The organism is Thermococcus sibiricus MM 739, assembly GCF_000022545.1.
GTDB lineage: Archaea > Methanobacteriota_B > Thermococci > Thermococcales > Thermococcaceae > Thermococcus_A > Thermococcus_A sibiricus.
On the sequence record NC_012883.1, the window covers coordinates 752,836 to 778,987 of the forward strand.

The following is a 26,152-nucleotide window of genomic DNA, read 5'->3' on the forward strand; positions in this document are numbered from 1 at the left end:
AAAATCACCATTATAAGTTTGTTTTGGACTTAATAAATCTTTGCTCTTTGTAAGAGTTTAAAATTCTTTCTATCCCTTTTTTATGGCCCAGTCCAACCACGGCAATGACTTTTGGTTTTTTAAGTCCCATCCTTTTTAAGTCATCAACGATTTTTTTGAGGTTTCTTGCCATAATCTCATTTCGTTCTTCTACCAGAACTTTAAAGAGGTAGGGATATCTAGTTTTGAATTGTTGCATCATTATTTTGTAGTTTTCCGTGATATCCTCCGAGTTTTCTTCCCTACTGGGAGCTATAGGGAGAAGCACTAAAGCACTTTCAAGAAATAGAAACACTTTTTCCCTAAAAGGCGCTTTCAGAAGTTTCTCCATAATGATCCTAATGTCTTCGTCGATTAGATAAAGGGGGACACCGAGAAGTCCAGACATATAAATAGCTTCTTTCATTTCTTCCCCAGGTTTCATACCGAACTCTTCTCCAATTTTCTCTTCCACCTTCATTAGAATATATGTCAGAAGTGCACTCTTCCCAAGTTTTAAGGCCTCTTGGAAGGCGAGTTTTTTGGGAGATTGAATGGCATAAAAACGCTGTTGGTCTAATTCAATAGCTATCGCATTGGGTCTTTCTTTTAGGATTATTTCCCTTACTTTTTGCCTGCTTTTTGGTGAAACATGCATTGTACCTATGATTTTAACGTAGCGAAGATAACTCATACTTCTCACCAAGCCTAACAACATCAAAATCTTGAGGAATTATAAACTTATACTCACATATCTTATTTGCCTCTTGGACATATTCCTCATATTTATACCTTGGTGCTCTGTGGAAAAGTGCCAAAAGCTCGACTTTAGCCCTTTTTGCAGTCTCACAAGCTTCCTCCACCGTGGAATGATAGCTATCTCCCTTGTCCTCTCTGCTTAAATATGTTGCCTCGTGGATCAATAAGTCAGCTCTCTCCGAAAAGAGCTTTATCCTTTCACACTGCTCTGTATCACCCGTGTATACGATCTTTACACCTTTCTTTGGTTCTCCGGTAACATCTTCCAGATATATCAATTTTCCATTGATTTCTATTTTTCCTTTAATTTCGAGCTTTTTCATCCAAGGGCCAGGTTTCAATCCAAGTTCTCTGATTTTTTCAACATCAAAATTCCCTCTTTTGTCATTTTCCTTGAAAACGTAGCCTAAGGCCGGGATACCATGGTCTACTTTGAAGCTCCATATTTCATAGTCTTTGAACTTTAGTCTTGTCTCCCCAAGCTCGTGGATATGGATCTCAAAACTTGGTCTAAAAAAGCCGCTCTTAAGATAGTTCTGAATGAACTCGAAGGTATATTTGGGCCCGTAGATGTAGAGTGGGCGCTCTCGCTTCCAAAGAGTCATCGTTTGGATAAGACTCATTAATCCTAAATAGTGATCGCCATGGAAATGAGTTATAAAAATTTTTTCTATCTTCATTGGGCTCAATTTCGTTGTATCTAACTGTCTTAGTGTACCTTCCCCGATATCCCACAGAATTATCTCGCCTCCATACTTTAAGGCTATGGCTGGGACGTTTCTCTCTTTGGTTGGCATAATGCCTCCAGTTCCAAGGAAGATTACTTCAAGCATGATCTAAAATCCACATGACAATTTAAAAGGTATTTCCTCTGTGGATTATTTCCTCTTTTCGTGTATCCATAGAATGACACTAAGTATTAACGCCAAGGTTGAAATACCAATGGCAAAAGACTATTATCTACTCAACATCCTTAGGGAATAATGCCAAGGTTATCTTGACAGTATCACTTTCATTTATCTACTTCTGTGGAATAATTGGATAAGTGTAAATCTTTACTTCCTCATTTTGATTCCTATTATAAGTGCAATAAAGACCGCTATGGCGAGAATAAATCCTCCATATGTTTCTTTCCTTGTGTAAAAAGTTTCTGATGGGTCCCCTTCAACACCATAAAAAGTAACGTTGTATATGAATGCGTGAGAACATGGAGCGCCTAGAGATGCTAAATAAAGGGGATGTTGAACTTGGACAGTTTTTTCAAACGCGATTCCATTTTTAAATAGTTTGACAGACAAATTGCCCTCTTGTAGCTTTAATTTTGCGTTGTAAATCCCGGGAGAAATATTAGCTGAGCAATAGCTGGTACAGTAATCCTTGGCTAGGCATACCTTTCCGTTATATATATTCAATATAGGGCAGGGTTCACTTTTCCACCCGTTTACAAGATCAACATCGCTACCATCGTAGAGGAATGTGAAGTTCAGCTCAAATTCTCTCCAGTAGGTTTTGTTTGCAAACTCTAATGCACCGACCTTTGATTCTTTTACAGGACACGAACTGGATGGTATAAGAAGTAAAGGAAGCTCATTTGGCTTAATTTTTGAGATTATGAAAGTAAATTCTTTTACTATGACTTCGCATTCCCTAACTTTTAGGCTGATATCAAGGACATAAGGCCCGCGGTCCAGATCATGGTGATGTGAGTATAAATCTGGTGTGAAAATTGGCAGATAAGAAACCCCGTTCATTCTTCCCGAGGTCCCATAGGACATATAAAAGGACTCTCCTTTTTTGTCCCTTAGCTTGATGTCACTGCTCAATGTACAGTTTCCTATTCCAGAAAGAAGTATACCTGCCCAATAGAGGTATCCTGTCGTGTTTAACTCGTATCCCTTCCATTCGAAGGTTGTACCGCTGCCATCTGCCCATGCGAAGGTAGGGTCTCTTATCATGGTGTAAACATCTGAGGAGAAGTTGAATGTATAGGCAGAGGCAAATGGGGCAAGGAACAAGAGGGCCAGCAAGCCGACATTTTTCATACCTATCCCCACCAATGACAGTTATCTAAATTACTATTGACAATTATATTTTAAAAAGCTTATGCGTAAGGTTAAAATGTTATCTTGCCTAAATTTTTTGAGGTGCGTTAAATGGAGGAACTCCTCAAAGCAATTCAGGAGAAAGACTGCAAAAGATTGGCAAGTTTGCTCTATTACAAGGTGGATGAGCTGAGTGAAGAGGACTTAAAGGAGGTTCTTGAGAGGGCCGAAAAACTGGTCCTTGAGTGTAAAGACTATGAGCTGTATAAGCTTGTTGTGTATTACTTCCTCGAATTCTTAAACATCGATAAGATTGAAGAGTTTGAGAAGCTAGCTGAAAAGGAAGATAGCTTCGAGGTTAAATATCACCTTGCCGATTTGTACTACCTTATAGGCGAATTGGAAAAAGCACTTGACCTTTACAGAGGTCTTCTTGAGGAGGAGACAGAAAAAGGGAACCTTGAAAATATTGCAAAAATCTACTACAACATGGGACTCATTCACGAGGAGCTTTTGGAATATGAGAAAGCTTTAGAACTTATGAACAAGGCTGAAAAAGTTCTCGATGACCTTGGAAAAGAAGAAGACGTCGTTCAGATTGGGATACACAAGGCATACATCACATTTGAAATGGGAGAACTCTCAAAAGCAAAGGCCCAATTAGCTAGAATACTTCCTCAAGTGCTTGATAATAATCGTTTGAGGGCCCAAATACACTTGGTTTTTGAAGAGATATTCGAGGATAAAGATAATTATGAGGCAGCATTACATGAGTGTCTTTATGCAATGTTACATGCAAGGGACACGGAGTATTTCGATGTAGCGTTTGACTCATTGATTGATGTTTTATGGCAGATGATGATGGAAGACCAGTTTGAGACGGTTTACAACAACATGGACATGTTTACGAATGTATTTGAGGATATGAGGGAATTCTTTGAGGGTGTAAAAGCGGTGGCTCTATATAAGGATGGAAAAATAGGGAGAGAGGAAGTGAGCGAATACATCACTAAGATCGATGATAGAAGGCTTTTGGATCTTCTTGAATTTCTAAGTGAAGCGGAACTCTGATTTTCCTCTTTTTGGTGATTTTTATGGTGGCGGTTAGGATAGCAACACTTGAAGATACTGAAGAGATAGTTGATGTTCATTGTTCAGGAATTGAGAGATGGTTTAGAAAGAGTGAAAATCGAGAAACCAGTTATAAAGAGTTGAGTATAAGGGAACGATATTTGCATGGAGGCCCTTGGATGAGTATTGAAACCTGTGCAATCCATTTGAATTATCTTCTCTTGGAAGGCCAAATCCCCCTTGTAGCAGAAGTGGATGGAAAGATAATAGGAAATGCTGAAGTACTGATAAGCGAAGAACCGATAAAAGGGGAGATAATGAAAATAGCTCACATAGATGTTCTTGAAGTTCATAAGAATTTCAGAGGGGAAGGAGTGGGACGAGAAATTATTAAATTTGTTGAAGAACTTGCTAAGGAGAATGGATGTGAGCTTGTAACTGTTACTCCAGAAAAGTCGGCAGTTGGTTTTTATAAGAAAGTTGGTATTGAGGAGATTATACATAAGGCAAGTTTTGTCGAATTTGATTTGGAGCAGTTTTCAGAGGAAATTGAACCGGAACTCTTTAAGTTCTCATGGAATGAGATCGAGGGATTAGAAATGGTTGCCGGAAAGTTCCAGACTTCTTACCATCATTGGTTTACAGCCTTTAAAGACAGAATTGCTGGAATAGACGATAAGAATTATCTTGAAAGTGGCAGAATTCGGGGATCTTATTATGTTCTTGAAGAATCTTTCTTCGATAGATCTCTTGTTACCGCCTATCTATGGGGTAAAAAGGAGGATCTAATCCTCTTGCTTAGCAGAGCAGGAAGTTTGGGGTTTAGGAAACTTCGAACAATAATTGAAAAAGATTTGGTGGAAAAATTCGAACCAAAAACACTGGATAGTGTCGTTATACTTGCAAAGCGCCTTTAATCTTTTTTAAATCACTTTTTGCGTTTATATTGAAAAGACTCTCTTGCCATTCCAATGGTAGGGACTCTATTTTTATGTAACAGGGGCTTGAGGCCCTTATTGCTTTTCCAAGCATATATTCGCCTTTTTCTATTTGTCTTTTAATCATTTCTAGAAAATCTTGGGAATAAGCGGCGTGAAGGGGTTCAAGATATCCGTTTTTCCATTTTGGCACACATACCAGAGTGTTAGACTCATGAAATTTTTCTACAATCCAATCAACGAATTTGGGGTTTATGAGGGGCATGTCACCTGCAACTACAAAAACATCTGCAAAGTGGGATATGGCAGTATAAACTCCCCCTATTGGGCCTATTTTGAGTTTATCAACAACGACACTAAAACCAAGCTTTTCAAAGCTTTTCATTTTTTCTTTAGAGGTTACTATAACAATTTCTTCTATCTTTTTGGCGTTTAACACTCTCTCTATTGTGTGAAGTATCAGGGGTTTCCCATTAATTTTATAGAGGAGTTTTTCTCCTCCAAAACGACTTGATTTGCCTCCAGCTAGGACTACACCTATCATATTACTTTCACCATTCTCTCAGCCCAGGGGGATATTCTAACTTTTATATACCCCCTGAGTTTTTCATCCACTTCTCTTTCCCCGGTATAAACTCTTATTGGCCTTCTAACCTTGGCCGGACTAGCCACTACTATAATATTTTCCTTGGGGATTTGACTTAAAATTTTTGGAGAAAACTGCTGGTTTCCCCTGCCAAAGAGAAAGTTAAGGCCCCCTACAATGGTTACTATTATTTTTGGGGCTTTATCAATGTATTTGAGCAAATCCTTTTCTTGAGCATCTTTTACTACCAGTTTGGCTTTTCCATCTTTGATTTCAACTATGTCAACTCCTAAAAGTGTTCCATTGATTCCAAGCCTGTCTTTTATCTTTTTTATTGTAGAACCCGCTCCTAGGAAATAGATTCCATCCTCAAGCTCTTCCACCAGAGTATTGGCTATGGCCTCAAGTTCTTCCTCCTCATCAAGTGGAGTGGCCTCTTTGGCACTTTGTACAAGCGTTTCAACATAAGGTACAAGGCATTTTCCGTAGAGCTGGGCCTTTACTTCATCATGCCTGTATGCATTTTCATCCAGGTCAAGAATTTCCTTCTCAATTAGTTTTGCATTTCCTTTTGTGAATTCAACTAAAAGCCTCGCTGCATCCTCTGGAGATGTAGCAAAGACTCCTGAAAACATCTTAACGCCGGTTGGAATTCCCAATATTGGCTTTTTTTCGTCTATTGCTTCATAAATATCTCTTGCGGTCCCATCTCCGCCTGCGAATACAATTATATCAACATCTTTGCTCATGAACTTTGTGAGTGTTTTTGTGTCTTCTTTGTTGGTATTCGGGATTTTAACACCTAAAATTTCCTTTTCTCCAATTTTTCTATGCTTGATGACGTGATATGGAAATTCAAACTCTTTGAGGGCGTCTTCCCCTAATCCATCGGGGCCTGTGAAAAACTTGATACTTACATCATAATGGGAGAGTTCTTTCAGAAAAAGCTTCGTAAACTCGATTGCTATTGGTTCAGCCCCTCTCCGTATAGCTTCTTCCACTACTCCGTCAGTTCCTTTTAAAGCGACTCTTCCCCCCATTCCAGCTATTGGATTTACTATTAATCCAGCTTTCATTTTTATCCCTCTTTTACGTTATGTGCATTTAAATTAAACTTAACGCATGTATTTCCTTGCAAAAACCGTCAGGAAAACTGCCCACATAAACATCCCGAAGAGAGCTTCAATGGAAGCGAACACTCTTCCAATTCCAATAGGATGTAAATCTCCATAGCCTAGAGTTGTTGCTGTTACCACACTAAAGTATTCATAATCTAAGAAGCTCTCTAAAGGAACACCAAAACTTGTTACACTTCTGGTAATATAGAAAATCGTAGGAAAAACAAAATTAACCATAGCTATCCAGATCAAGATCGGTCTTTTCCAATCTGTTCCGTATTTGCATGTTAAATCTGCAAAAAACCATTCAAAAAGACCTTCTAAAAGGTGTATGTAGTGTTTCATTTTGGTTTTGGCCTTTCTAAAAGGAAAGGCTGGCAATTTTATACTAATCCCAAGTTTAGGCAAATAAGTCATATACCTTCCCATTTTTTGTTTTCTCTGTGCAAGCATTTCTAAATAGTAGTACTCATCTGCTTTCTCTTTATCTCCACTTTTTTCCCATGTGATTCTTGCTAATCTGTAGAAAAACTCTTCCATTGTAGGATTATTAAAACTGCAGTCTTCAAGGATCACAAATCCTTTTACACTTAATTCTGCTGGGAGATTTGGAAGCACGGTTAAGTTCCATGTCGTGTCTCCGTAAAAAGCAGTCCCTCTAAACACTAGGTTGTTGTGAATGAGCGTGTGAATGAACTCGGGGATCTTTAGCCTTCCGCCTCTAATCTCAACATGGCCTAGAACTTCAAGATTCTCAAATTGAAGGGTTCCATTAAAGTTTCTAATAAAAATTCTTACTTGTCGCTTGAATCTTGGATTCGGATCAAACTCTATATTTTTTATGAGAAGTACTTTTGCTTTTACGTGTCTTTTCGATATCTTGGAGGGATTTACCCCATATTCATCTAAAATCTCTTTAAGCAAAGGATAGTGGGAGTTTATCCCTATTTTTCTAACTTTTTTAAGATCAGAGAGTTCTATTCTTCCATGAATGCTTTCTTTTTCTCCATATTCCTCTTCACCCTTTATTTTCTTCTCAGAGTGTTGCACAGAATTCATCATCAGATACCTAACTGCACTGTTTTTTAGGGAGATTGAATTTTCGAATTCAATATCGAGGGCATTAAATCCATAAAGGGTTGAATTTTTTATCCATATTGTTCCTATAGATGAACTTACTAATATAACCCTTTCAATTTCAGAATTGAAGAGAGATAAACCCTTTAAATCAGAATTCTCGACAATGAGACTTTTTATTTTTGAGTTCTTGAATACAAGAGGATTTTTAATTGTCATATTTGAAATATTGGCTTCATACAACTGAACACCTTCAAAATATCGGATTCCTCTTTCTAGTTTTCTTTCAAATGCTCTCTTTTTAATCTCTTTTAATCTTTCTCCATAAAGTAATTCTCCCTCATCAATAGGGACATGGAGTGAGCAATACTTTGAACCAGCTAGAGCTTTTGTTTTACACTTCTCACCATTTTCAAAAGTGTATTCACACATGTATATCACCAATATTATTCTTTAACAATCACGATATCGTCTAAACTGTTTAACTTTGCTTTTTTTGTAGACTTCTCGATTTTTGTTGGAATATCCCGAATGGGCCTTAATATTATCGACTCGACTTGCGAGAATCCAAGTTTTTTCCTGGCATAAGCCCGATGGTGCCCGTCTAAGATGTAATACTTCCCTTTATGCTCCAAAACAATTACTGGAGCATCATATCCATGTACTATCTCTTGAAGTACCACTAATAGTTTTTTCTCGCTCAATTGCCACTGGGTGGGGATTAGAACATCAGTAGGCAGATATTTATGTTCTGACTCAAAAGGTGTTCCATAAAGAATCTCATTTTCTCTCTTTATTCGCTCAGCCCTCTTAAATGCTTCTTCTCTTGTTATGAGTCTAATCACTTTTAACTCCCCTAATAACTATAAAGGCTCCAAAGTTCTTTAGCTTATCGCTAAACTTTTCACCAAGCCTTTCGCTAATATTAACAAAGGGGAAAAGAGGGGGAGATAAATAATTCCTTTGCTTTTAATTTCTTTAAACCTGCATTACAGCTTCTCCTATCAGGTCTGTTGAGCTGACCTCCTCCCCGCCCTAAAGGGCGAGGCTTTCAAAAAGAAAAAGTAATATTTATCAAATTTTGTATTTTATTCGAATTCTTCCTTTTTCTTCTCCCGATTCCATATGTAATCTAAAAGAGGTCTGATTCTTTCCCAAACTTCTTCGATTCCTCCGTGACCATTTATCTGCACATACACCCCTTGGCCTTTGTAAAACTTGATAATTGGTTCCATGTTGTTGATATAAATATCGTATCTCCTTGATACTATCTCTGGTGTGTCATCTTCCCTTTGAATAACCTCCCCACCACAAATATCGCATTTCCCAGGAACTTTGGAGGGATTGTATTTTATATGGTAGACTGCTCCGCACTGTCTACAGATTCTTCTTCCGGAAATTCGTGTTATACTCTCTTCTTTTGAGATGAAGATATCAATTGCAAGTTTTATTCTAATTCCATGATCGTAAAGGAAATTTTCTAAAGCTAAAACCTGTTCGGCTGTTCTTGGATATCCATCGATAATAAAGTTCTCTCTTTTTTTCCTTAGTCTTGAGAGGACTAGAGTGTTTATGACAGTATCGGGTAAAAGGTCACCCTTTTCTATGTACTTTTTCATTTCCCTTCCAAGAGCATTCCCTTTGTTTATCTCTGCTCTTATTATATCCCCTGAGGCTATGTATTCTAGGTTATATTTTTCAATGATTCTCCGTGAATGGGTGGATTTTCCAGAACCAGGAGGGCCAAAAATCAAGATGTTCATTCGACCACCAATATAGATATATATTTAATAGTGCATTAAAGCATTATGGTGATGCCTGATGCCCAGGCTCTCGACTGGTTTTGTTAGGGCAAATGGATATGCCAACAAGGTTAGAAAGGTTCTATTTGCTTTAACACGAGGTAAAATTGTACCAGAAAATGTTGTGAGGGCCTCTGCTCAGCTAAACCAGTACTTGTTTGATAAACTCCAAGAACTGAATGTGAAAAAGGAAGATGTTGTGAGGATTTCAATAGGCTTCAGTATTAAAAGTGGTGAGATAGAATGGAACTATGATAGCTTGCAAATTGAGGTTTATAAGAAAGAGGAAGAAGAAAAGCTCGCTGAGGCCATGGAAGAGGTTGAAGAAAGTGAAAGAGCCTTAGAAGCTATCATAAATGAACTTAGTAATCTTTCAGAAAAACTGAAAGAACTTAGTGAAGAGGTCTCCCAAATAGTTGAAACACTTAAAAGAGAACACACTTCACTAAAACTGGAATTTGAAAAATAAGGTTGTTATTCTTCATAGTCTTCGTTCTCTTCACTTTTTCCCTCCATTCTTATAACGTAATCAGCAGCGTTTTGAAGAGCAACACTAAAACCAGGTTCTACGCCAATAACAACTGTCTCCTTTCCCTTTCTTTTTCCTTCATTTATTATTGGGAGAAAATCAGCGTCTCTCGTAGCAAACCCTATTACCTCTATGTCACTGTTGTAAATGAGCTCCATTGCCTCAATAGCGATTCTTACATCGGTATCTCCAGCAACAATTATTGGTTCAAATCCTTGATTTACTACCGCTTCAATAAGCCCTTGAGGAGCGTATTGGTTTAAAACAACTTTAGCAACTCTGATATTTCCGATTTTCTCTAGAGCTTCTTTTATATTTTCAAGTTTTATTCCAAATTCTTTTCTCAGGATGTTTGGGCCGTCGATTATAAGTCCTATGGTCTTTGGGGGCCCTTTATGGATTTCTTTCTCTTCTTTTTCTTTAGGTTTTCTTTCTTCTCTTTTTAGTATCCTGAATAATGATCTCCTCATTATCTTCACCTCTTTCGAGGGCTATTACATAATCAGCAGCATGTTTCAGAGCAGCACTAAATCCAGGTTCAATACCGATAATGGCAGTTTCTTTTCCTTTCTCCTTTGCTTTCAATATTATGGGCAAAAACTCAGCATTTCGCGTGGCTAAGGCGATTATATCTATATTTTGGTTATATATCTCTCTCATAGCCTCTACTGCGAGTTTTACCCCTGTCTCTCCAGCAACAATTATTGGTTCAAATCCTTGATTTGCAATGGCTTCAATAAGCCCTTGAGGAGCGTATTGGTTTAAAACAACTTTAGCAACTCTGATATTTCCAAGTTCTTCCAGAGCAGCTACAATATCCTCAAGATGTACATTGAATTCTTTTCTCAGGATGTTTGGGCCGTCAATGAGTAGGGCTATTTTTTTACCTCTTTGAATTTTTTGTTTAATCATTCCGATACTTTTTACTCCTCCTTTTGTAATCGAGACTATCTTTTCCCAATTGCTGGGCATCGTTATCACCACATTGTTGATATAACTTAAAATCTCTAGTAAAAATTATGATTTTAGACTATAAAAAAGTTGGGCAAGAATGCAACAAAATGGTTATAACTATTGAAAAACCAAATATAATACATGAGTAGGGTTCCTTTTTATTTAAGAGAGCGTCTTGATGATGTTAAGCAAAGGGTACTATTTGAGACTTATGAAGCACAAAAGCTCCCAAAATGGGAGCAGGTAGTTTTAACTTGGATTTTGCTCTTTTCTTTTTGGACGATTATAAGTGCGAACTTGAAAGCAGAGAACCTTCTTATTGGCGGGTTAGCAACTTTGGTAATATCTTCGTTTATGCATGAAATGCTCACCGAAGATATAAGGAGAAGCGGTCATATACTGGAAAAAATCCTCTATATTAGTTTCTTTGTCATTCCACAATATTTATTTATCATGGCATTTAGGTTAATTGAGAGCAACTTTAAAGTAGCAAAGCATGCAGTGTTTATGGATATAAACCCGGGTATAGTAAAGATAAAAACTGAATTGCATTCAAATACTGGAGTAACTATTCTTGCCAACTCCATAACTCTGACTCCAGGAACATTGACTCTGGATGTTAACAAAAAATTAGGTGAAACTTATCTTTATGTGCATTGGATAAGTGTAGAAGCACTCAATAGAGAGAAAGCGGGTGAAAAAATCAAGGGGGACATAGAAGGATGGTTGAGGAAGATCTTTTGGTAAACCCCTTTGGGTGGGGAGTTTTAATCTTGATAGCCACTTCCCTGATACTATCTTATAGAGTTCTTTTTGGGCCCACTCTAGCTGATAGAATAGTTGGTATAAATACAGTGACCACGAAACTTGTCGTAATTTTAGCAATTTTTGGATTTATAATGGAAGAGTACTTTTTCCTTGATCTTGCGATAGTGCTTTTGATGGTAAATGCGGTAGGAGGGTTAATACTGGCAAAATACATGGAGGGGGCGGGATGATAGAGTATTTTCTCCTTCTCCTTGGGGAATCGATAATGATATTTGGAACGCTTGGGATTCTCCGCTTTCCCGATGTGTATACAAGGCTTCATGCAGCAACGAAATGCGATACCGGTGGAGCGATGACCATACTAATGGCTTTGGCTATTGCTTCGGAAGCTTCCTTATTGATCAAGCTAAAATTTCTCGTGCTGGCGTTTTTAATAGCCCTAATAAACCCCATGGTTTCTCATGCAATTGCTAGAGGGGCTTACAAATATGGGATAAAACCAGAAGTCGTGGTGGATATGTATGCATGGGATAATCCTTGAAATTTTATTTATAATTATGATACTTCTCTCAATAGCTGTGGTTGAAGAAAAGAACTTAGTTAATGCTGTGGTTAAATATGCTTTCCTAAGTCTAACTTTTGTGCTGGTACTTGTATTGTTAAAAGCTCCGGATGTTGCGTTGTCTGCTATTGTAGTTGGAGCAATTATTATTGGGGCTTTTCTTTTCACCATTAGGGAGGTAGAGAAATGAAGAGGATAATAGCATTTTTAATAACCTTTGGTTTGTTAGTCATTTTTACTTCCTTAGATTATTCTCGGGTTGAAGGGGGAAGTTACGAGTATTACATTACTCACTGGGAAGAGGTAGGAGTCCCAAACTTGGTTACTGCAATTTTGGCCGATTGGAGGGTTTATGATAGTTTGGGAGAGGCTACTTTGTTGTTCACTGCAATCGCTGGCTTTTATTTGCTTTTGGGAGGGAAGAAGAAGTGAAGATGAGTCTAATAGTGAGAACAACAACAAAACTTGTGAGTCCATTTCTGGTGGTTTATTCTACTTACTTGATGATGTATGGTCATTTAAGCCCAGGTGGAGGTTTTCAAGCTGGAGTCATCCTTGCAGTTAGTATTATTCTTTTGATAACTTCACATGGATATAAAAAGGTAAGAAAAACTTTCAAATTTTGGGAAGTTCAACTTATTGAGGGGGTTTCTGGAGTATTTTTAGTCTCTTTAGGGATTATTAGTTTGCTTTTTGGGGGATTTTTCTTCAATTTTCTGAGAGGAGGCTCATTTGGATCACTTTTAAGCGGAGGTATTGTTCCTTTGTTTAATATAGGCGTAGCTTTGAAGGTGGGTGCTGCTTTTACATTTATGTTTTATATCTTGTTGAGGTGGGTAGAACATGATTAGTGCAGAATTCACTGGGATTATAATTATGCTCATTGGCATGTATGCTCTCATGACAAAAGAAAATCTAATCAAATTGGTTCTTTCTATAAACTTGGTGTCTATTGGCCTTGTATTATTTTTTATTGGCACCGGTTATATAGAGGGGGGAGATGTTCCGATACTTCCAAGGAGTACTGTTGTAGATCCATTGCCAGCAACCCTAATGCTCACGACCCTTGTAGTCGATGTTGCTATTACTTCCCTTGCTCTGGCATTAGTTCTAAAGATTAGGAGGGAAGAAGAATGATTCCGCTACTTGTAGCCAGTCCTTTACTTTTTGCATTTATTATTTCCCTCTTACCAGCATTAGGAAAACAAAAGCTTTCTAAGTATTTGTTCTTAATTGGAGCTTTTTCTCCTTGGCTTTTTATTTCTTCTATAATTCAAAAGTTGCCTCTCGGTGAAGTTGTTGGAGGATGGGAAAGAATTTCGGGAATTGAGGTTATTATAGACTCATATAATCTTCCATTTTTAGCCGCTGAACTACTCCTCTTCACTTTTGTAGCGTTCTATGTTTACGGCGATTACTATCCGAAAAAAAGTGAGAATAAGGTTTATGTGGTTCTTCTTCTCCTTCACGCTGGACTTTTGGGAGCTTTTATAAGTAGAGATCTTTTTAATTATTATATTTACATGGAGATAGCTTCTGTTTCCAGCTTTGCTTTGGTGGCAATTTCTAAGGAGAAAGGCGCTAAAAAAGCAGCCTTCAAATATGCTCTTTTTTCGCTACTGGCTTCTTACATATTTATCTTGGCAATTGGAATAATCTATCTGAAAACAGGCTACCTAAATCTTTTTTTAATAAAGGAAAATTTAGTTTTTTCTAAGGAGATAAACGTGGCGTTAGTCTTGGCATTTTCATCGCTTATTTTAAAGATTGGTGTATTTCCTCTTCACTTCTGGCTTCCAGATGCTCACTCTAAAGCAGATGCTCCAATAAGTGCTCTCCTCTCGGGTTTGGTTGTTAAAGCTCCTACATATGGAATGATTCTCCTCATATTAACATTTCCTATTAGTACTTTGATGCAAAGTATTCTCATTACCACTGCATTCCTTTCAATGTTTTTTGGCATAGCAATGGCATTAATCCAGAAAAACTCTGAAAGACTTTTAGCATACCATACAGTTTCTCAAATGGGTTACGTTCTGCTGGGTATAGGTCTATTAAATCCTCTAGCTGCTGCTTATTATGCTATGGCCCACTCTCTCTTTAAAGGAGGGCTCTTCTTGAGTGTGGGGACTATAGCTGAGCATTATGGCACTAGAGATTTAGAAAAGTTATCCTATCGGCATAGTAAGTTTTTGATGGTTGCAATCGTCCTATTGAGCCTTGCTATTGGAGGCATTAGTCCTTTCGTAGGAGCATTTGGGAAATTCATGCTAGTTAAAGAAATTAATGGTCTTCTGAAGTATGTGTTTTATGCGGGTGGAATTGGTACATTAACCTCATTTATAAAACTCAATTATTATCTTCTAAAAAGAGGAGAAAGGGTCCCATTTACATTTAAAAAAGAGATGGTGTCTCTATCTGTTGGTTTGCTTACGTTAATTACTGGAATATATTTTTATCCACACTTACAGTTGGTAAGGGACCTGTCATTTATTTTTATTGGTTTTGGGTTGTTTTACGTACTCAAAAAACTTGGCCTCTTTGAGTTCCAGCTATCCCCTCTTTTCCCAGATACCGTCTCTGAACTTGGAAGGGAAATAAACGTATACATGCTCTTTTTAGGAGCGTTTTTGTTGTTTATCTTATTCAATTCTATTTATTGAGACTTCCATCACTTCCTCTATTTCTTTAAGCTCTTTTAAGAGTTCCTCCAAGTTCGTGTCTATTTCACTTATATCAACAACTGCTACGATCGCTCCTAGGCCTATCCCTTCCATTTCTTCTGCTTCGCTAAAAAGAATATTAATTCGGTGTTTTCCTAATAGCCCCGTTATTTTGGCTAAAACACCTGGTTTATCTTTTACTACAAGTTCAATTTCCATAAGTTGCTTTCCGGGTAAAGCTATTCTTTCTAAATGAATCTCATTCAAATCAGTGTCAATTTCTACTAGAAAATAGGCATCCTTTATAAGTCCAACTTCGTAGGCCCATTCTAGAGGAATCTTAATCTTTCCATTTTCGACTATTTTTAAAATTTCGTAGTGTCGCATAAAAAAATTAAGGAGTTACTAAAATAAAAAGCTTCTGCCGTTTCAGAAACTTTTTTAATTAGACATACAACATACCTTTGGGAGGTGCAACATTGGGGCCATACGGAGTAATTGGGTATGTATTTATCATAATTGCGCTTGCACGGATTTTGGCTGAGATTTTTGAACGTATTGGTTATCCTGGGTTCCTTGGAGAGATTTCTGCTGGTTTATTCTTGGGAATAGTTCTTACTTCCATGCCCAAGGAAGAGCTAAATCTTCTTGCAGAGTTTGGCATATTTTTTCTCATGATGTATGCAGGTCTTGAACTTACTCCAGAGGAAGTCCACATTGGTGGGAAGAAAAGTATTCCTCTTTACATCCTTACTTATGCTCTTATGACCTTTGTCACGTTGCCTTTTACAAATTACACTCTCTCCCATGAAAACATTATTGTAGGAGCTATATTATCAGTGGCCTCAGCTCCCATAGTTTTACGGCTCTCAAGATTCTTTGGAGATGATTTTCTCCATGTTGCTCTTTCTTATGCAGTAATAAGCGAGATTGGTGCCATTGTCAGCTTATATATCCTAGTTAACTTTGAGGTTTCTCATTTGAGTTACATAGGCCTGATAATGGAACTTGTAAAAGATGGGATATTTTTGGGGACTTTGTTTGGAATAAATTATCTCCTCAACGTAAAGCATAAGGCATTAATTATTAAAGGGCTTAGAAGCCTAAAAAGTGATGAAGCAGTCTTTGGATTAGTGATGGTTCTATCAACTTCAATAGCTCTTTTAAGTGAAATGATAGGTCTTCACTTTAGTATTGGTGCGTTTGTAGTAGGTCTCTTGCTCCACAGTGACTTGATAGGTACTAAACAATACAGAAGAGTTCACACAATAATCTCAGGAGTTACTTATGGCATCTTTGCCCCTATATTCTTCGCTTGGCGTGGTATTAACTTTGAAACTGAGTTCTCAATGGAGGTTGTTTACTTCTTCATTCTTGTGTATATTCTTAGAATCCTACTTACAATGGGCTTTACTTGGGGTAAGGATCCTCGGAAAACTATTGTTAGAGCAAGTGGAGTAGCAAGCTTTGGTGTTCTTGGCCTTCTTGTGGGTGAAATAGGATACGAATATGGAGTCTTGAGCGAACATCTCTATGCTCTGGCCTCGTTGGCTAGCATATTGGGAATGTTTATCTCTACAAGTATTGGAAGATTTATATCAAAAAACAATTCTTGAGTTAATTTCCTCTGATTAATAATATTTTAAATGTTTGTCACTTTTTTTATCGGTGTAAAATGCTTGTATTTATTTTTCAAGTGAAAGCGAAAGGCTTATAAGCAAATATGTTGGTAACCTCAAATTGATGGCGAAATTCTTGATCAAATAATCTCAAAATCAAGATTAATTAGATAATATCCGAATAAAAAGGAGGTAGGCAGAAATGAGTTGGACAACCCCTAAAAAAGCCATTTTGCTTGCTGCAAGTGCTGAGGGAAGTACAAAATTAAATGCTTTTGACAATGCTTTACTTAAAATGGGGATTGGAAATGTCAATTTGGTAAAGCTCAGCAGTGTTATCCCTGCATATATAGAGTGGATAGATGAACTTCCAAAGAATATTCCAGTAGGCATGCTCCTTCCCACAGTCTATGCTCATATAGAGAGCGATGAACCAGGATCAACAATCACCGCTGCTTTGGGCGTTGGAATAAGCGAAGGAAATGAAGGTGGCCTTATATATGAGTACAGTGGCTATTGCACAAAAGAAGAGGCTGAAAAGATGGTTCATAAAATGGTTGAAGAAGGCTTTAAGGTCAGAGGCTGGAAGCTTAAAGAGTTTAAAGCCGCAGTTGCTGAGATAACGGTTAAAGATAGGCCTGTCGCTGCAATTGCTGCGGTTGTTATGTTGCCTTATTGAACTTTTCATTTTCAACTTTAAAGAAATAAGGAGGTGTGGTGTATGGAAGGGGGTGACGTTGATGGTTCAAGTAGTTGTGGACAACCCAATAGGAATGCATGTAGTTTTAGATCTTTACGAATGCGATCCTCAAATATTAGACGATATAGAAAGGATAGAGGAAATCCTTACTGAAGCCGCAGAAGTAGCTAATGCCACTGTTATAGATAAGCGTTTCCATAAGTTTTCACCACAAGGTGTTTCTGGTGTTGTTGTCGTTTCTGAGAGTCACATTGCAATTCACACATGGCCCGAACACGGCTATGCTGCCGTTGATGTTTATACATGTGGAGATCATACCATGCCTCTTAAGGCAAGCGAGTATATAATCAGGGAGTTAAAATGTAAAAGACCAACTCTGGTAAAACTGGATAGGGGGCTTTTGTTTAAGGGATAAATCCCCCCTTTATAATTATTAGAGGGTTGAAATTCGTTATAAAAGCAAAAGTTTAAAAGATATTGTCGAAGCTTTCATCGAGGTGGCGAAATAATGGAGTTTGTTGAGTGGTATCCGAGAGGTTACGGCGTGGGATTTAAAATCACTTCGAAAATCCTTGAGGTTCAAAGCAATTATCAGAAGATTGAACTTTATGAGACTGAAGGGTTTGGAAAGTTGTTTGTTATTGATGGTACAGTCCAATTAGTTGAGAAAGGAGAAAGGAGTTATCATGAACCCCTAGTTCATCCTGTAATGTTATCTCATCCGAATCCCAGAAAAGTTCTTGTGATTGGAGGAGGGGATGGAGGTACCCTGAGAGAAGTCCTGAAACATGAGAGTGTTGAAAATGCTATCATGGTGGAGATAGATGAGAAGGTAGTTGAGGTATCTCGAGAGTACTTGAAAATAGATGGGGGCCTGTTGGAAAGACTGATAAGAGGGGAGGAACCTAAAGCAAAATTAATAATTGGTGATGGTGTGGAATACATGAAATCACATAAAGAGCACTTCGACGTTATAATTGTTGACTCTACAGATCCAGTTGGCCCAGCAAAACTCCTATTCAGTGAAGAATTTTACAAAAATGCATACGATGCTCTAGATGAGAAGGGGCTGTATATCACCCAATCAGGTAGTGTTTATCTCTTTACAGATGAGGTCTTGGGGGCTTACAAAAACATGAAAAAAGCGTTTGACAAAGTATACTACTTTACCTTCCCAGTAATTGGCTATGCATCACCATGGAGCTTTTTAGTTGGAGTAAAAGGAGATATTGATTTCATGAAAGTAGACCTTGACAGGGCAAAAACTCTTGATTTAGAATACTATGATCCAGAGAGACACGAAACCTTGTTCCAAATGCCCAAATATGTTAGAGACCTCCTTGAGGGAAAAGGTGGTTCTTAGAGTATTTTTTGTATTCTTCTTCTAAAAGTCCTAAAAGCTCCTCCATTTTGGAAAATACTGATTTTAGGGCTTCTTTTGGATTTTTAGCTCGGTAAATATAACCCAACCATCCTTGTTTTATTAGGTTCCGTTCAATCAATCCCAATTCGAGGAGGTGTTTTAATTTTTCCCGGACTATTCTTTCAGACAAACCAACTTTTTTTGCTATTTGTCTTGGGGTCAACTCTTCTTTTAGAAGGAGAGAGTATATTTTAATTTCAGAATGTGTTAATTCAAAATTTTTGATTTTCTTTGTGAACAGTTCGAGCACCTCTTCCATTTTAATCACTATGAAGTATTTTTTTCATACCTCTTCACAGTTCTGTGAAAAGGTTTATAAATATTTTTCCTGAGACCTTTTAGTGGAGGGATTTCAATGTTACGAGTTATAGCTAAGAATACAAGGATAATTGATGGAAGATCATTTATTGGTATGGGGCTTCTTGGAATGGTTATAAGTTTCAAAAATAATCCTGAGGTTTTTGAAGCCCTCTTATTGGCGATTTCACTCATATTGTATGTTGGTTATGCCTTCGCTATAAATAACTGCTTTGATGTTGATACTGACTTATTAAACCCTCGGAAAAAGCATAAAAACCCTGTTGCAAGTGGGGAATTAAGTTTTAAAGTTGCTCTTTTCACATCTCTAACTACAATACTTCTTGGAGGTATATTAGCATATTTCATCTCGAAGCCTGCTTTTGTTATTTATATTACGATGAGTTTTTTGGCTACCATCTATTCAGCTCCACCAAGGCTGAAGAGTATACCCATAGCAGATGTATTCTCTCACGGCCTTTTCTTTGGAGCGCTTCCCTTCATTTATGGTGGTTATTTTGATGGAGTGCTTAGTGACACTGAAATATTCATTGCATTATCCCTCTTTGTATACTCTGTTGCTATGGAACTTAGGAATCATTTAGAAGATTATGAAAGTGATCAAAAGGCCAATTTAAAAACAACGCCGATAATAATCGGGAAAAGCACTTCAGAGGCTCTGATTAATATTCTTTCTCTGCTCTCTCTGACTCTCCTGTTGAATTTATTATACTCTCCTTTTGGGATAGTGGGTATTTTAGGAGTTGCAACACGAAATAGAAGGATAAGTTATAGAATTTGGGATAGTGCAATGGTGTTATTTCTGCTTGTACACGCCTTAAAGGTTATAATAGGTGTTTAAAGTGAAAAAGAAAGTTTTAAGGATGCTATTTAGTGCTGTAGCTTTTTTAATCTCTTTAGCATATTTATATAAAAGTATTGATTTCAATGAGCTCTCAATTGCTCTGAAAGAAGCTAATTATGAATACCTATTCCTTGCAATCCTTTTGTCATTCCTTACCCTTTTTTTCGCAGCTACTAGGTGGTATCTTGTTTTAAGAAGGGTTCAAAAAACGAGTTTTAAACGGACAATCCAAGCTTTTGTTAGCGGGTACTATCTTATGGCGATTCTACCTCCCACCGTAAGCCATATAGTAAAAGTTAAACTGGTTGGGGGAGATTATTTTGCAGCTTTGTCATCTCTTGCCTTCGGGATGGCAATGGAAATTGTGATTATACTCTCATTTGGATTCATCTTTTTGGGGTTTACAAAACTGGGTCTTATTGGGATAGCTCTAATTTTACTTGCCTTCTTGTATGATAAGGTTTTTCACAAAACAGCGTTAGCTTTTTTCAGATTTTGGGAAACTCTCGGTGCAAAAAAGATTCCTGAAAAGCTAAGGGATTGGTGGAACAGGGGATACGCAGGATGGAACATTGCTCGGAAAAATAAATCTGGATTTTTATCAGTGTTCTCAATCTCTCTTGTGGTGATATTTATTCAGATTTTGGGGTTGGTGTTAGTAGGAAAGGCATTCTCTCTTGAAATTTCTTTTAAACAGGCCCTTTATGCATTTTTAATGAGTGTTATTTTTGCATCTTTAAGTGGAATTCCATCGGGAATAGGTGCAAATGAATTTGGCATTCTTGTAGGGATCGGTTCATCCACAAAAGCAGCCCTTACTGCGTTTCTGTATAAATTCATCTTTCAGTACATGTACTCAATTGCAGGTGCTTTTGTGTTTTACAGACTCTTAGGTGGTCATCATGAAGATAGCACTGGTTAGTGATTGGTACTATCCAAAAATAGGGGGAGTAGCATCTCACATGCATAACTTAGCCTTGAAATTAAAGGAAAGAGGTCATGAAGTTGCTATAGTGACTAATAACTGGGAAACAGGGAAAGAAAGTGAATTAGCTGAAAAAGGCATTGATTTGATAAAGATTCCAGGGGTAGTTTCACCAGTTCTTGATATTAATTTAAGCTATGGTCTTAAATCCTCTGAAGAACTTAATGAGTTCCTACATGATTTTGATGTTATTCACTCTCATCATGCATTTACTCCCCTTGCATTGAAAGCTGCCAAAGCAGGAAGAATAATGAATAAAGCAACGTTACTTACAACCCATAGCATATCTTTTGCCCATGATTCACGCCTTTGGGAAGCTCTAGGATTGACAATTCCAGTATTTACATCCTACCTGAAATATCCGCATAGGATAATTGCAGTTAGTAAAGCAGCTAGGGCATTTGTTGAGCATTTTACTGATTCACCAATATCCATTATCCCAAATGGTGTTGATGACAAGCGATTTACCCCTCTGAGGAATAAAGAAGAGTTAAAGTCCAGACTTGGGATTGAGGGGAAGGTTGTCTTATACGTTAGTAGAATGGCTTACCGAAAAGGCCCGCATGTTCTTTTGAATGCGTTTTCTAAAATAGAGGATGCAACCTTAGTAATGGTTGGAAATGGGGAAATGCTCCCTTTCCTTAAATTACAGGCAAAATTCCTTGGAATTGACGAAAAAGTTGTTTTCATGGGGTATGTGGAAGATAATAAACTTCCAGAACTCTTTGGAATCGCAGATGTTTTTGTCTTACCTTCGGTCACAGCAGAGGCATTTGGAATAGTTGTTCTTGAGGCAATGGCTGCAGGAGTTCCAGTGGTAGCTACCAGTGTTGGTGGAATCCCGGAGATTGTGAAAGAAAATGAAGCAGGGATACTTGTACCGCCTGGAAATGAACTTGCTCTTAGAAATGCCATCCAACGAATCTTAACTGATCAAAAACTTAGAGAATGGTATGGAAGTAATGGAAGAAGGGCCGTAGAGGAAAAGTACTCATGGGATAAAGTGGTTCTTAAAATAGAAAAAGCTTATGAGGAAGTTCTTTTGAGTAAATGATAGTGATTCCAATGAAAATGGAAGAACTCACTTGGGAAGATTTTGAAAAAATAAAGACGCGGGTAAAAGGCCTCATACTTCCTGTGGGCAGTGTGGAAGCTCATGGAAAACACTTACCTTTGGGTACGGACGTTTTTGCACCTCTTGAGATATCAAGAAGAGTTGAAGAAAAACTAAAGGATAGGGGGATTGATATACTCATTGCTCCTCCCATTTGGTATGGACATAGTTTTGTTTTGAATGTGTACCCGGGGACAATAAATGTAAAATCTGGGACATTCCAAAAGTACGTGCAGGAAATTCTAGAGGAATTTGCTAAAGAAGGCTTTGAGAAAGTTATAATCTTAAATGGCCATGGGGGAAACATATACCCCCTTATTGGAGCTGCTGAAGAAGTTGTCGAAAAATATGATGTGGAAGTCGTACTAATAAACTGGTGGATGGATTTCAAAGAGGAGATATCGAGGATATGTTCCTCTCAGGGGCATGCAGGTGAAGATGAAACCTCCGTAATTCTTGCAATAAATCCAGAACTTGTAAAAATGGAAAAAGCCATAGGGGAGAGAAGAACCCGACCCGTCAGGATAATCAAAAAGGACATTGGACTTGATATCTTTCCAAATGGGGTAAATGATAATCCCCATAACGCTACTGCGGAAAAAGGAGAGGAGATATTGGAAGTAGTTAGTGAAAAAATAACAAACATTTTGGTGGAGTTGCTATGAAAGAAGTCTTGGAGGAAATCGAGACTAGAATTAAGCGACTTGAAGCTGAGATAGAGCTGATAGAGGAGAGATTAAAGTTTCTTGATAGAGTAGGAGCCACTTCAAAATATCAAATTCTCCAAAGACGAACAAAAACAGGCGAGTTATATATCATGTTTTTCGTAATTTGGGGTTTCATGGGACTGACATTACTTCTTTACTTAAAATATAAATATTCTGAAATATTGCCCTTTTCTTTGACTCCATATATTGGGGCTATGATGGCTTTTATAATAATTCCATTTCTTTACTACTTCTTTCTTTCCAAACAGAGTGAACCAGAGAACCCTATAAATTATCTTGAAAAGAAAGAAAGAATGGCTCGTTTGGCATTAAATCGGTTTTATATCCCACTAAAAGAAGCATTGAAAGAGGAAGATCATGAAAAATTGAAAGAAATTGCAAATAGGTTGTTACAAGGTGAAGTGGCGGATGCCATAACAGAACTGAATGAAGGGGATCCCAAAGTGATGGCATATGCTCTTTATCTATATTTAAACAGAGACTCAGTCCGCCCAAGTGAGATAAATGAAGTTGTGACATTGTTGAAAAACAAACCTCTAAAAAAACTTCTTCTTACCATATCTGAAGAAAAAGTCTCTTCTCCTCACACCTGAGTGAGAGACTCTAGACATGGTCAAGGTTTATAACTGAAGAGACTTTTTGTGTTTAATGAGGGATGATCATGAGATTAGAAGTATTGAGTAAAGAAGATATGATATCCCTATCAAAAGAACTTAGTAAAGAAGGGGTAATGAATAAAACTCAGGAGAAGCTTAGTTGGGAGCTTAATCATTTTATGGTTATTAGAGGTAAATTTGGAGAGTTGATCAAGAGATCTAAAGGAATAACACCTGTTATTGATGACACGTTAGATGAAATACAAGTTGCATTTAACGTTTTAATGTCCAATTGGAAAGTGGAAGAAGAAAGAGAGTTTGAAGATCTTTTTGATGAGGTGGATATTGCTAAAGTCACTTTGATAGCAGCTTTAATAGAAGGAGGTTACGTTGCTGGTGAAGAAAAACTCAAATTGCTTGCTAAGCCACGACTGGAAGAATTAGAAATTGAGCTTAAGTTTAACATAGATGATCTTGAAAATGTGCTTGAAGAAGTAGAAGGGAAACTAGATGCAACCCTTACAACAGAACTCTCTTTTGTGAGAAAGTATTTTGTAGAAATTCTAGAGATTGAAGAAGAACTAATAAAAAAGGCTTTGGAAATTGCAGAGGAATATGTCACCGGAGAGTCTCTTATTGAGGCAATGTTTGTTGGTATTGGAAAAGCAGTGCTTGCTCAAATGATTCTCTCATTGGCCGAGGAGAAAACTACAAAGATTGACCTTATAGAGGCCCTTTTAGAACACGAACCAATAAGCATTGAAGGAAAACGAGAGAAAATAAGTATCTATTTTGATGAGGGAGCGCTGGAGGACTTTTTGAAAGAGCTTCAGAAAATGGGGTATATTAAAGTGAAAGGAAATCGAATATGGGTGTGAAAGAGCAAAACTTAAAAATTCAGTGTTGGGATTATTCCACGGGGGTGGAGGGAGATGGCAGTGTTAAAGGCAATTAAACTTATGAATAGGGACAAAGAGATAGTTTTTAAATGTCCCAGATGTGGAAGGGTATTTAAAAAGAGCAAGGATTACACAAGACATGTAAATAGAGCGCATGGCCATCTTTTTAAAAAGGCATGATTTCTTTTCTCTTTAAATTTAAAAAAGGATGAAATTGGTTTCGATTTTCTTCTATCGATGAGGCCAGAGTTTTAAAAGAAATGTAAGGGATCTTTGGTCATTCTTTCAAGTCTATCTCCTTGACAAGTTTGACGATAAAAGTCTTGCCCACTTTTTCTCTTTCAACTAACTGCTTCTTTTCTAGCTCTTGAATTATTCTACTAACAGTGGGCCTAGAGTACCCCGTAAGTTCAGGAAGATCCTCTTGTTTTACTTTGCCCCCTTGGTCTATTAGTGCTTTTACCACGATTCTTTCTTTTTCTGTAAGTACTTCTACTGGTATTTTGTTGGAATACCATCTCTTCTTTGCCCAATAGAGCACAACAGGTACGGTGATGGCTAAAGCCAATACTGCACCGATAAATGAATATGTATATGGTGAGGGTTCTTTAGGGGGCGAAACAGGTGGTTTTTCAACCGTTCTACCCAGCCAGTAGGTTTGATACCCCATACTGTGGAGTTTTGTTTCTATTGTCTCGTTTATTCCAGTGCCGACGATTATTACAAGATCTGGATTTAAACTCGATAACCCTGCAATTGCGTGCTCAGATAAGTCATTTTCGAGTGTTAGTAACATTGGAAGCTCATACTCCATGGCAAATTTTGATGCTGCTAAGGCCGATCCGTAATCTAGAGCACTTGCTATTACAACTGTCTTTGAGCCAGTTGGGTAAAAATGAATCGCTAATTTTTCTGCAGTTTCTGTTCTAACATCACCACCTATTCTGGTAACGCTATAACCCATTTTAAGGAGCTCATCTTCAACTTCCTTACTTACAGCATTTGAATTTCCAACTATCAGTATTTTCTTCCATCCCAGCTGGACATAAGAATACAATTGGGCCCAAGTTTTTTCATCTAATCCTTGGGGGTTAACAGGAAGGACAGGAATATCAAGAAGTCGTGCATAGGGCTGAACTGTAATATAATCAATCAGATCATCATTTCTAACAATTATTAGGTCGTATTCTGGCCTATTGGTACTTTCTTCTTGTGCATATACTAAGATACTCATAAATGACCCTATAATCAATGCTATAATTAGTGTTGTTACTGTGAATCTTGTCTTCAATCCGGTCACCACATAGAAGCTAAAGAAGAAAGTTTAAAAGCTTTTTCAAAGCTCAAAAACCTCTCCAGGTTTCAATATAATGACTTCTGCCTTGTCTCCAACAAGTGCTTTAAACTCTTCGGGGTTCTTGGCTATTGGTGGAAATGTTCCATAGTGCATTGGAATAACGTATTTCGGCCTAAGGAATTCAACAGCTTTTGTAGCTTCCTTCGGTCCCATTGTGAAGTGGCCTCCTATTGGAAGCAATGCTACATCTATTCCGTAAAGTTCTGCAAAGAGTTCCATGTCTTTAAACACGTAAGTATCCCCGGCATGATATATTTTTATTCCCTCAAATTCCATGATGTATCCACATGCATTACCTATGCTGTATCCTCCAGCACTACTTGAATGCCAAGCTGGCACTTGGACTAGTTTAACACCATCAACTTCGGTGGGACCATAGTTCATCCCTACTGTAGTTATCCCTTGGTTTTCTTCCACGAGATAGCTGGCTATATCATACATCGCTACTATCTTTGCTCCAGTTCTTTGAGCAATTTTTACACTATCTCCTATATGATCTCCGTGAGCATGGGTTACGAGAATTAAATCTATTCTCTCAAAATCCTCTGGTTTTGCAGCTGCGGTAGGGTTTCCACTCAAAAATGGGTCAATGAGTATCTTCTTTCCTTCACCTTCTATTTCAAAAGCAGCGTGCCCTAAAAATCTAATTCTTACCATTCTGCTCCACCTCCATAATATTCAA

The 26,152-nt window shown here is 37.7% G+C and carries 36 protein-coding genes; 22 read left to right on the forward strand and 14 right to left on the reverse strand.

The window, feature by feature from the left end:
* Nucleotides 1–10: 10 nt before the first annotated feature.
* From TSIB_RS04030 to TSIB_RS04040, 3 genes are all read right to left on the reverse strand, one after another.
* Nucleotides 11–712 carry a TraB domain-containing protein gene (locus tag TSIB_RS04030; RefSeq protein ID WP_048160287.1) on the reverse strand — a complete coding sequence of 234 codons (702 nt, stop codon included), beginning with the start codon at nucleotides 710–712 and terminating at the stop codon, nucleotides 11–13.
* On the reverse strand, nucleotides 690–1,610 hold the full coding sequence (locus TSIB_RS04035; protein ID WP_015849108.1) for a ribonuclease Z: 921 nt from the start codon (nucleotides 1,608–1,610) through the stop codon (nucleotides 690–692). Before TSIB_RS04035 ends, TSIB_RS04030 begins: the two co-directional genes overlap by 23 nt.
* 222 nt (nucleotides 1,611–1,832) lie before the next feature.
* Nucleotides 1,833–2,819, reverse strand: coding sequence for a hypothetical protein (locus TSIB_RS04040; RefSeq protein ID WP_148206160.1), 987 nt, complete (start codon nucleotides 2,817–2,819; stop codon nucleotides 1,833–1,835).
* A 111-nt stretch (nucleotides 2,820–2,930) separates the two neighbouring features.
* On the opposite strand from TSIB_RS04040, the gene TSIB_RS04045 reads away from it, so the two are divergent.
* Together TSIB_RS04045 and TSIB_RS04050 are read left to right on the forward strand one after the other, a co-directional pair.
* On the forward strand, nucleotides 2,931–3,890 hold the full coding sequence (locus tag TSIB_RS04045) for a tetratricopeptide repeat protein (protein WP_015849110.1): 960 nt from the start codon (nucleotides 2,931–2,933) through the stop codon (nucleotides 3,888–3,890).
* Between the two features lie 23 nt (nucleotides 3,891–3,913).
* A complete protein-coding gene (locus TSIB_RS04050) occupies nucleotides 3,914–4,807 on the forward strand; it encodes a GNAT family N-acetyltransferase (RefSeq protein ID WP_015849111.1) in 894 nt (297 codons plus the stop codon).
* Here the strand turns inward: TSIB_RS04050 and mobA are convergent.
* From mobA to TSIB_RS04075, 5 genes are all read right to left on the reverse strand, one after another.
* Entirely contained in the window at nucleotides 4,785–5,372 is a 588-nt protein-coding gene (gene mobA, locus TSIB_RS04055; RefSeq protein ID WP_015849112.1) for a molybdenum cofactor guanylyltransferase MobA, read from the reverse strand. The two genes, TSIB_RS04050 and mobA, sit on opposite strands and share 23 nt — an antisense overlap.
* Entirely contained in the window at nucleotides 5,369–6,490 is a 1,122-nt protein-coding gene (locus TSIB_RS04060; RefSeq protein ID WP_015849113.1) for an ATP-NAD kinase family protein, read from the reverse strand. Before TSIB_RS04060 ends, mobA begins: the two co-directional genes overlap by 4 nt.
* A 39-nt stretch (nucleotides 6,491–6,529) precedes the next feature.
* The gene (locus TSIB_RS04065; RefSeq protein ID WP_048160288.1) at nucleotides 6,530–8,041 is read right to left on the reverse strand and encodes a potassium channel family protein; all 1,512 of its coding nucleotides are present in this window, start codon (nucleotides 8,039–8,041) and stop codon (nucleotides 6,530–6,532) included.
* A 14-nt stretch (nucleotides 8,042–8,055) separates the two neighbouring features.
* A complete protein-coding gene (locus TSIB_RS04070) occupies nucleotides 8,056–8,454 on the reverse strand; it encodes a ParB/RepB/Spo0J family partition protein (RefSeq protein WP_015849115.1) in 399 nt (132 codons plus the stop codon).
* Nucleotides 8,455–8,697: 243 nt separating this feature from the next.
* Entirely contained in the window at nucleotides 8,698–9,372 is a 675-nt protein-coding gene (locus TSIB_RS04075) for an adenylate kinase (RefSeq protein ID WP_015849116.1), read from the reverse strand.
* A 58-nt stretch (nucleotides 9,373–9,430) separates the two neighbouring features.
* Here TSIB_RS04075 and TSIB_RS04080 point away from each other — a divergent pair, with 58 nt between their 5' ends.
* A complete protein-coding gene (locus tag TSIB_RS04080) occupies nucleotides 9,431–9,880 on the forward strand; it encodes a single- stranded DNA-binding family protein (RefSeq protein WP_015849117.1) in 450 nt (149 codons plus the stop codon).
* A 5-nt stretch (nucleotides 9,881–9,885) separates the two neighbouring features.
* Here TSIB_RS04080 and TSIB_RS04085 read toward each other — a convergent pair whose 3' ends face one another.
* Both TSIB_RS04085 and TSIB_RS04090 read right to left on the reverse strand, forming a co-directional pair.
* Nucleotides 9,886–10,410 (reverse strand): TIGR00288 family NYN domain-containing protein, encoded by a 525-nt coding sequence (locus tag TSIB_RS04085; protein ID WP_015849118.1) that lies wholly within the window; start codon nucleotides 10,408–10,410, stop codon nucleotides 9,886–9,888.
* On the reverse strand, nucleotides 10,361–10,912 hold the full coding sequence (locus TSIB_RS04090; RefSeq protein WP_048160289.1) for a TIGR00288 family NYN domain-containing protein: 552 nt from the start codon (nucleotides 10,910–10,912) through the stop codon (nucleotides 10,361–10,363). The genes TSIB_RS04085 and TSIB_RS04090 overlap by 50 nt, the downstream gene beginning before the upstream one ends.
* Nucleotides 10,913–11,035: 123 nt before the next feature.
* On the opposite strand from TSIB_RS04090, the gene TSIB_RS04095 reads away from it, so the two are divergent.
* The 8 genes from TSIB_RS04095 to TSIB_RS04130 are packed head-to-tail and all read left to right on the forward strand — an operon-like array spanning nucleotide 11,036 to nucleotide 14,887.
* On the forward strand, nucleotides 11,036–11,641 hold the full coding sequence (locus TSIB_RS04095; RefSeq protein WP_015849120.1) for a monovalent cation/H+ antiporter subunit E: 606 nt from the start codon (nucleotides 11,036–11,038) through the stop codon (nucleotides 11,639–11,641).
* Nucleotides 11,617–11,892 (forward strand): monovalent cation/H+ antiporter complex subunit F, encoded by a 276-nt coding sequence (locus TSIB_RS04100; RefSeq protein ID WP_015849121.1) that lies wholly within the window; start codon nucleotides 11,617–11,619, stop codon nucleotides 11,890–11,892. Before TSIB_RS04095 ends, TSIB_RS04100 begins: the two co-directional genes overlap by 25 nt.
* The gene (gene mnhG / locus TSIB_RS04105) at nucleotides 11,889–12,203 is read left to right on the forward strand and encodes a monovalent cation/H(+) antiporter subunit G (protein WP_015849122.1); all 315 of its coding nucleotides are present in this window, start codon (nucleotides 11,889–11,891) and stop codon (nucleotides 12,201–12,203) included. Before TSIB_RS04100 ends, mnhG begins: the two co-directional genes overlap by 4 nt.
* The gene (locus TSIB_RS04110; RefSeq protein ID WP_048160290.1) at nucleotides 12,184–12,414 is read left to right on the forward strand and encodes a hydrogenase subunit MbhD domain-containing protein; all 231 of its coding nucleotides are present in this window, start codon (nucleotides 12,184–12,186) and stop codon (nucleotides 12,412–12,414) included. The genes mnhG and TSIB_RS04110 overlap by 20 nt, the downstream gene beginning before the upstream one ends.
* Complete coding sequence (locus TSIB_RS04115; protein ID WP_015849124.1) at nucleotides 12,411–12,656, forward strand: hypothetical protein; 246 nt, start codon at nucleotides 12,411–12,413, stop codon at nucleotides 12,654–12,656. The genes TSIB_RS04110 and TSIB_RS04115 overlap by 4 nt, the downstream gene beginning before the upstream one ends.
* On the forward strand, nucleotides 12,653–13,075 hold the full coding sequence (locus TSIB_RS04120) for a Na(+)/H(+) antiporter subunit B (protein ID WP_048160291.1): 423 nt from the start codon (nucleotides 12,653–12,655) through the stop codon (nucleotides 13,073–13,075). Before TSIB_RS04115 ends, TSIB_RS04120 begins: the two co-directional genes overlap by 4 nt.
* Nucleotides 13,068–13,361: a cation:proton antiporter subunit C gene (locus TSIB_RS04125; protein WP_015849126.1), complete on the forward strand. Its 294-nt coding sequence runs from the start codon at nucleotides 13,068–13,070 to the stop codon at nucleotides 13,359–13,361. Before TSIB_RS04120 ends, TSIB_RS04125 begins: the two co-directional genes overlap by 8 nt.
* A complete protein-coding gene (locus TSIB_RS04130; protein ID WP_015849127.1) occupies nucleotides 13,358–14,887 on the forward strand; it encodes a monovalent cation/H+ antiporter subunit D family protein in 1,530 nt (509 codons plus the stop codon). The genes TSIB_RS04125 and TSIB_RS04130 overlap by 4 nt, the downstream gene beginning before the upstream one ends.
* Here TSIB_RS04130 and TSIB_RS04135 read toward each other — a convergent pair.
* Nucleotides 14,867–15,274, reverse strand: coding sequence for an ACT domain-containing protein (locus TSIB_RS04135; protein ID WP_015849128.1), 408 nt, complete (start codon nucleotides 15,272–15,274; stop codon nucleotides 14,867–14,869). The genes TSIB_RS04130 and TSIB_RS04135 overlap by 21 nt on opposite strands.
* A gap of 92 nt (nucleotides 15,275–15,366) precedes the next feature.
* Here TSIB_RS04135 and TSIB_RS04140 point away from each other — a divergent pair, with 92 nt between their 5' ends.
* The 4 genes from TSIB_RS04140 to speE all read left to right on the forward strand — a co-directional run bounded on the left by TSIB_RS04140 (nucleotide 15,367) and on the right by speE (nucleotide 18,569).
* Nucleotides 15,367–16,503 carry a cation:proton antiporter gene (locus TSIB_RS04140; protein WP_148206161.1) on the forward strand — a complete coding sequence of 379 codons (1,137 nt, stop codon included), beginning with the start codon at nucleotides 15,367–15,369 and terminating at the stop codon, nucleotides 16,501–16,503.
* 205 nt (nucleotides 16,504–16,708) lie between these two features.
* Nucleotides 16,709–17,185, forward strand: coding sequence for a pyruvoyl-dependent arginine decarboxylase (locus tag TSIB_RS04145; protein WP_015849130.1), 477 nt, complete (start codon nucleotides 16,709–16,711; stop codon nucleotides 17,183–17,185).
* Nucleotides 17,186–17,246: 61 nt separating this feature from the next.
* Nucleotides 17,247–17,621, forward strand: coding sequence for an adenosylmethionine decarboxylase (gene speD, locus TSIB_RS04150; protein ID WP_015849131.1), 375 nt, complete (start codon nucleotides 17,247–17,249; stop codon nucleotides 17,619–17,621).
* A gap of 93 nt (nucleotides 17,622–17,714) precedes the next feature.
* A complete protein-coding gene (speE, locus tag TSIB_RS04155; protein WP_015849132.1) occupies nucleotides 17,715–18,569 on the forward strand; it encodes a polyamine aminopropyltransferase in 855 nt (284 codons plus the stop codon).
* Here speE and TSIB_RS04160 read toward each other — a convergent pair.
* Complete coding sequence (locus TSIB_RS04160) at nucleotides 18,535–18,888, reverse strand: helix-turn-helix domain-containing protein (RefSeq protein ID WP_015849133.1); 354 nt, start codon at nucleotides 18,886–18,888, stop codon at nucleotides 18,535–18,537. The two genes, speE and TSIB_RS04160, sit on opposite strands and share 35 nt — an antisense overlap.
* A 96-nt stretch (nucleotides 18,889–18,984) precedes the next feature.
* On the opposite strand from TSIB_RS04160, the gene TSIB_RS04165 reads away from it, so the two are divergent.
* From TSIB_RS04165 to TSIB_RS04195, 7 genes are all read left to right on the forward strand, one after another.
* Nucleotides 18,985–19,788: a UbiA prenyltransferase family protein gene (locus TSIB_RS04165; protein ID WP_015849134.1), complete on the forward strand. Its 804-nt coding sequence runs from the start codon at nucleotides 18,985–18,987 to the stop codon at nucleotides 19,786–19,788.
* 1 nt (nucleotide 19,789) lies between these two features.
* A complete protein-coding gene (locus TSIB_RS04170; RefSeq protein WP_228359831.1) occupies nucleotides 19,790–20,713 on the forward strand; it encodes a lysylphosphatidylglycerol synthase transmembrane domain-containing protein in 924 nt (307 codons plus the stop codon).
* A complete protein-coding gene (locus TSIB_RS04175; protein WP_015849136.1) occupies nucleotides 20,694–21,830 on the forward strand; it encodes a glycosyltransferase family 4 protein in 1,137 nt (378 codons plus the stop codon). Before TSIB_RS04170 ends, TSIB_RS04175 begins: the two co-directional genes overlap by 20 nt.
* An 11-nt stretch (nucleotides 21,831–21,841) precedes the next feature.
* The gene (locus TSIB_RS04180) at nucleotides 21,842–22,555 is read left to right on the forward strand and encodes a creatininase family protein (protein WP_048160292.1); all 714 of its coding nucleotides are present in this window, start codon (nucleotides 21,842–21,844) and stop codon (nucleotides 22,553–22,555) included.
* Nucleotides 22,552–23,211: a hypothetical protein gene (locus tag TSIB_RS04185; RefSeq protein ID WP_015849138.1), complete on the forward strand. Its 660-nt coding sequence runs from the start codon at nucleotides 22,552–22,554 to the stop codon at nucleotides 23,209–23,211. The genes TSIB_RS04180 and TSIB_RS04185 overlap by 4 nt, the downstream gene beginning before the upstream one ends.
* A gap of 68 nt (nucleotides 23,212–23,279) precedes the next feature.
* The gene (locus TSIB_RS04190; RefSeq protein WP_048160293.1) at nucleotides 23,280–24,092 is read left to right on the forward strand and encodes a hypothetical protein; all 813 of its coding nucleotides are present in this window, start codon (nucleotides 23,280–23,282) and stop codon (nucleotides 24,090–24,092) included.
* A 54-nt stretch (nucleotides 24,093–24,146) separates the two neighbouring features.
* Entirely contained in the window at nucleotides 24,147–24,293 is a 147-nt protein-coding gene (locus tag TSIB_RS04195; protein ID WP_015849140.1) for a C2H2-type zinc finger protein, read from the forward strand.
* A 97-nt stretch (nucleotides 24,294–24,390) separates the two neighbouring features.
* On the opposite strand, the gene TSIB_RS04200 is transcribed toward TSIB_RS04195, so the two are convergent.
* Nucleotides 24,391–25,416, reverse strand: coding sequence for a DUF7343 domain-containing protein (locus tag TSIB_RS04200; RefSeq protein WP_015849141.1), 1,026 nt, complete (start codon nucleotides 25,414–25,416; stop codon nucleotides 24,391–24,393).
* Nucleotides 25,417–25,449: 33 nt separating this feature from the next.
* Nucleotides 25,450–26,127 (reverse strand): metal-dependent hydrolase, encoded by a 678-nt coding sequence (locus TSIB_RS04205; RefSeq protein WP_015849142.1) that lies wholly within the window; start codon nucleotides 26,125–26,127, stop codon nucleotides 25,450–25,452.
* Nucleotides 26,128–26,152: the final 25 nt, after the last annotated feature.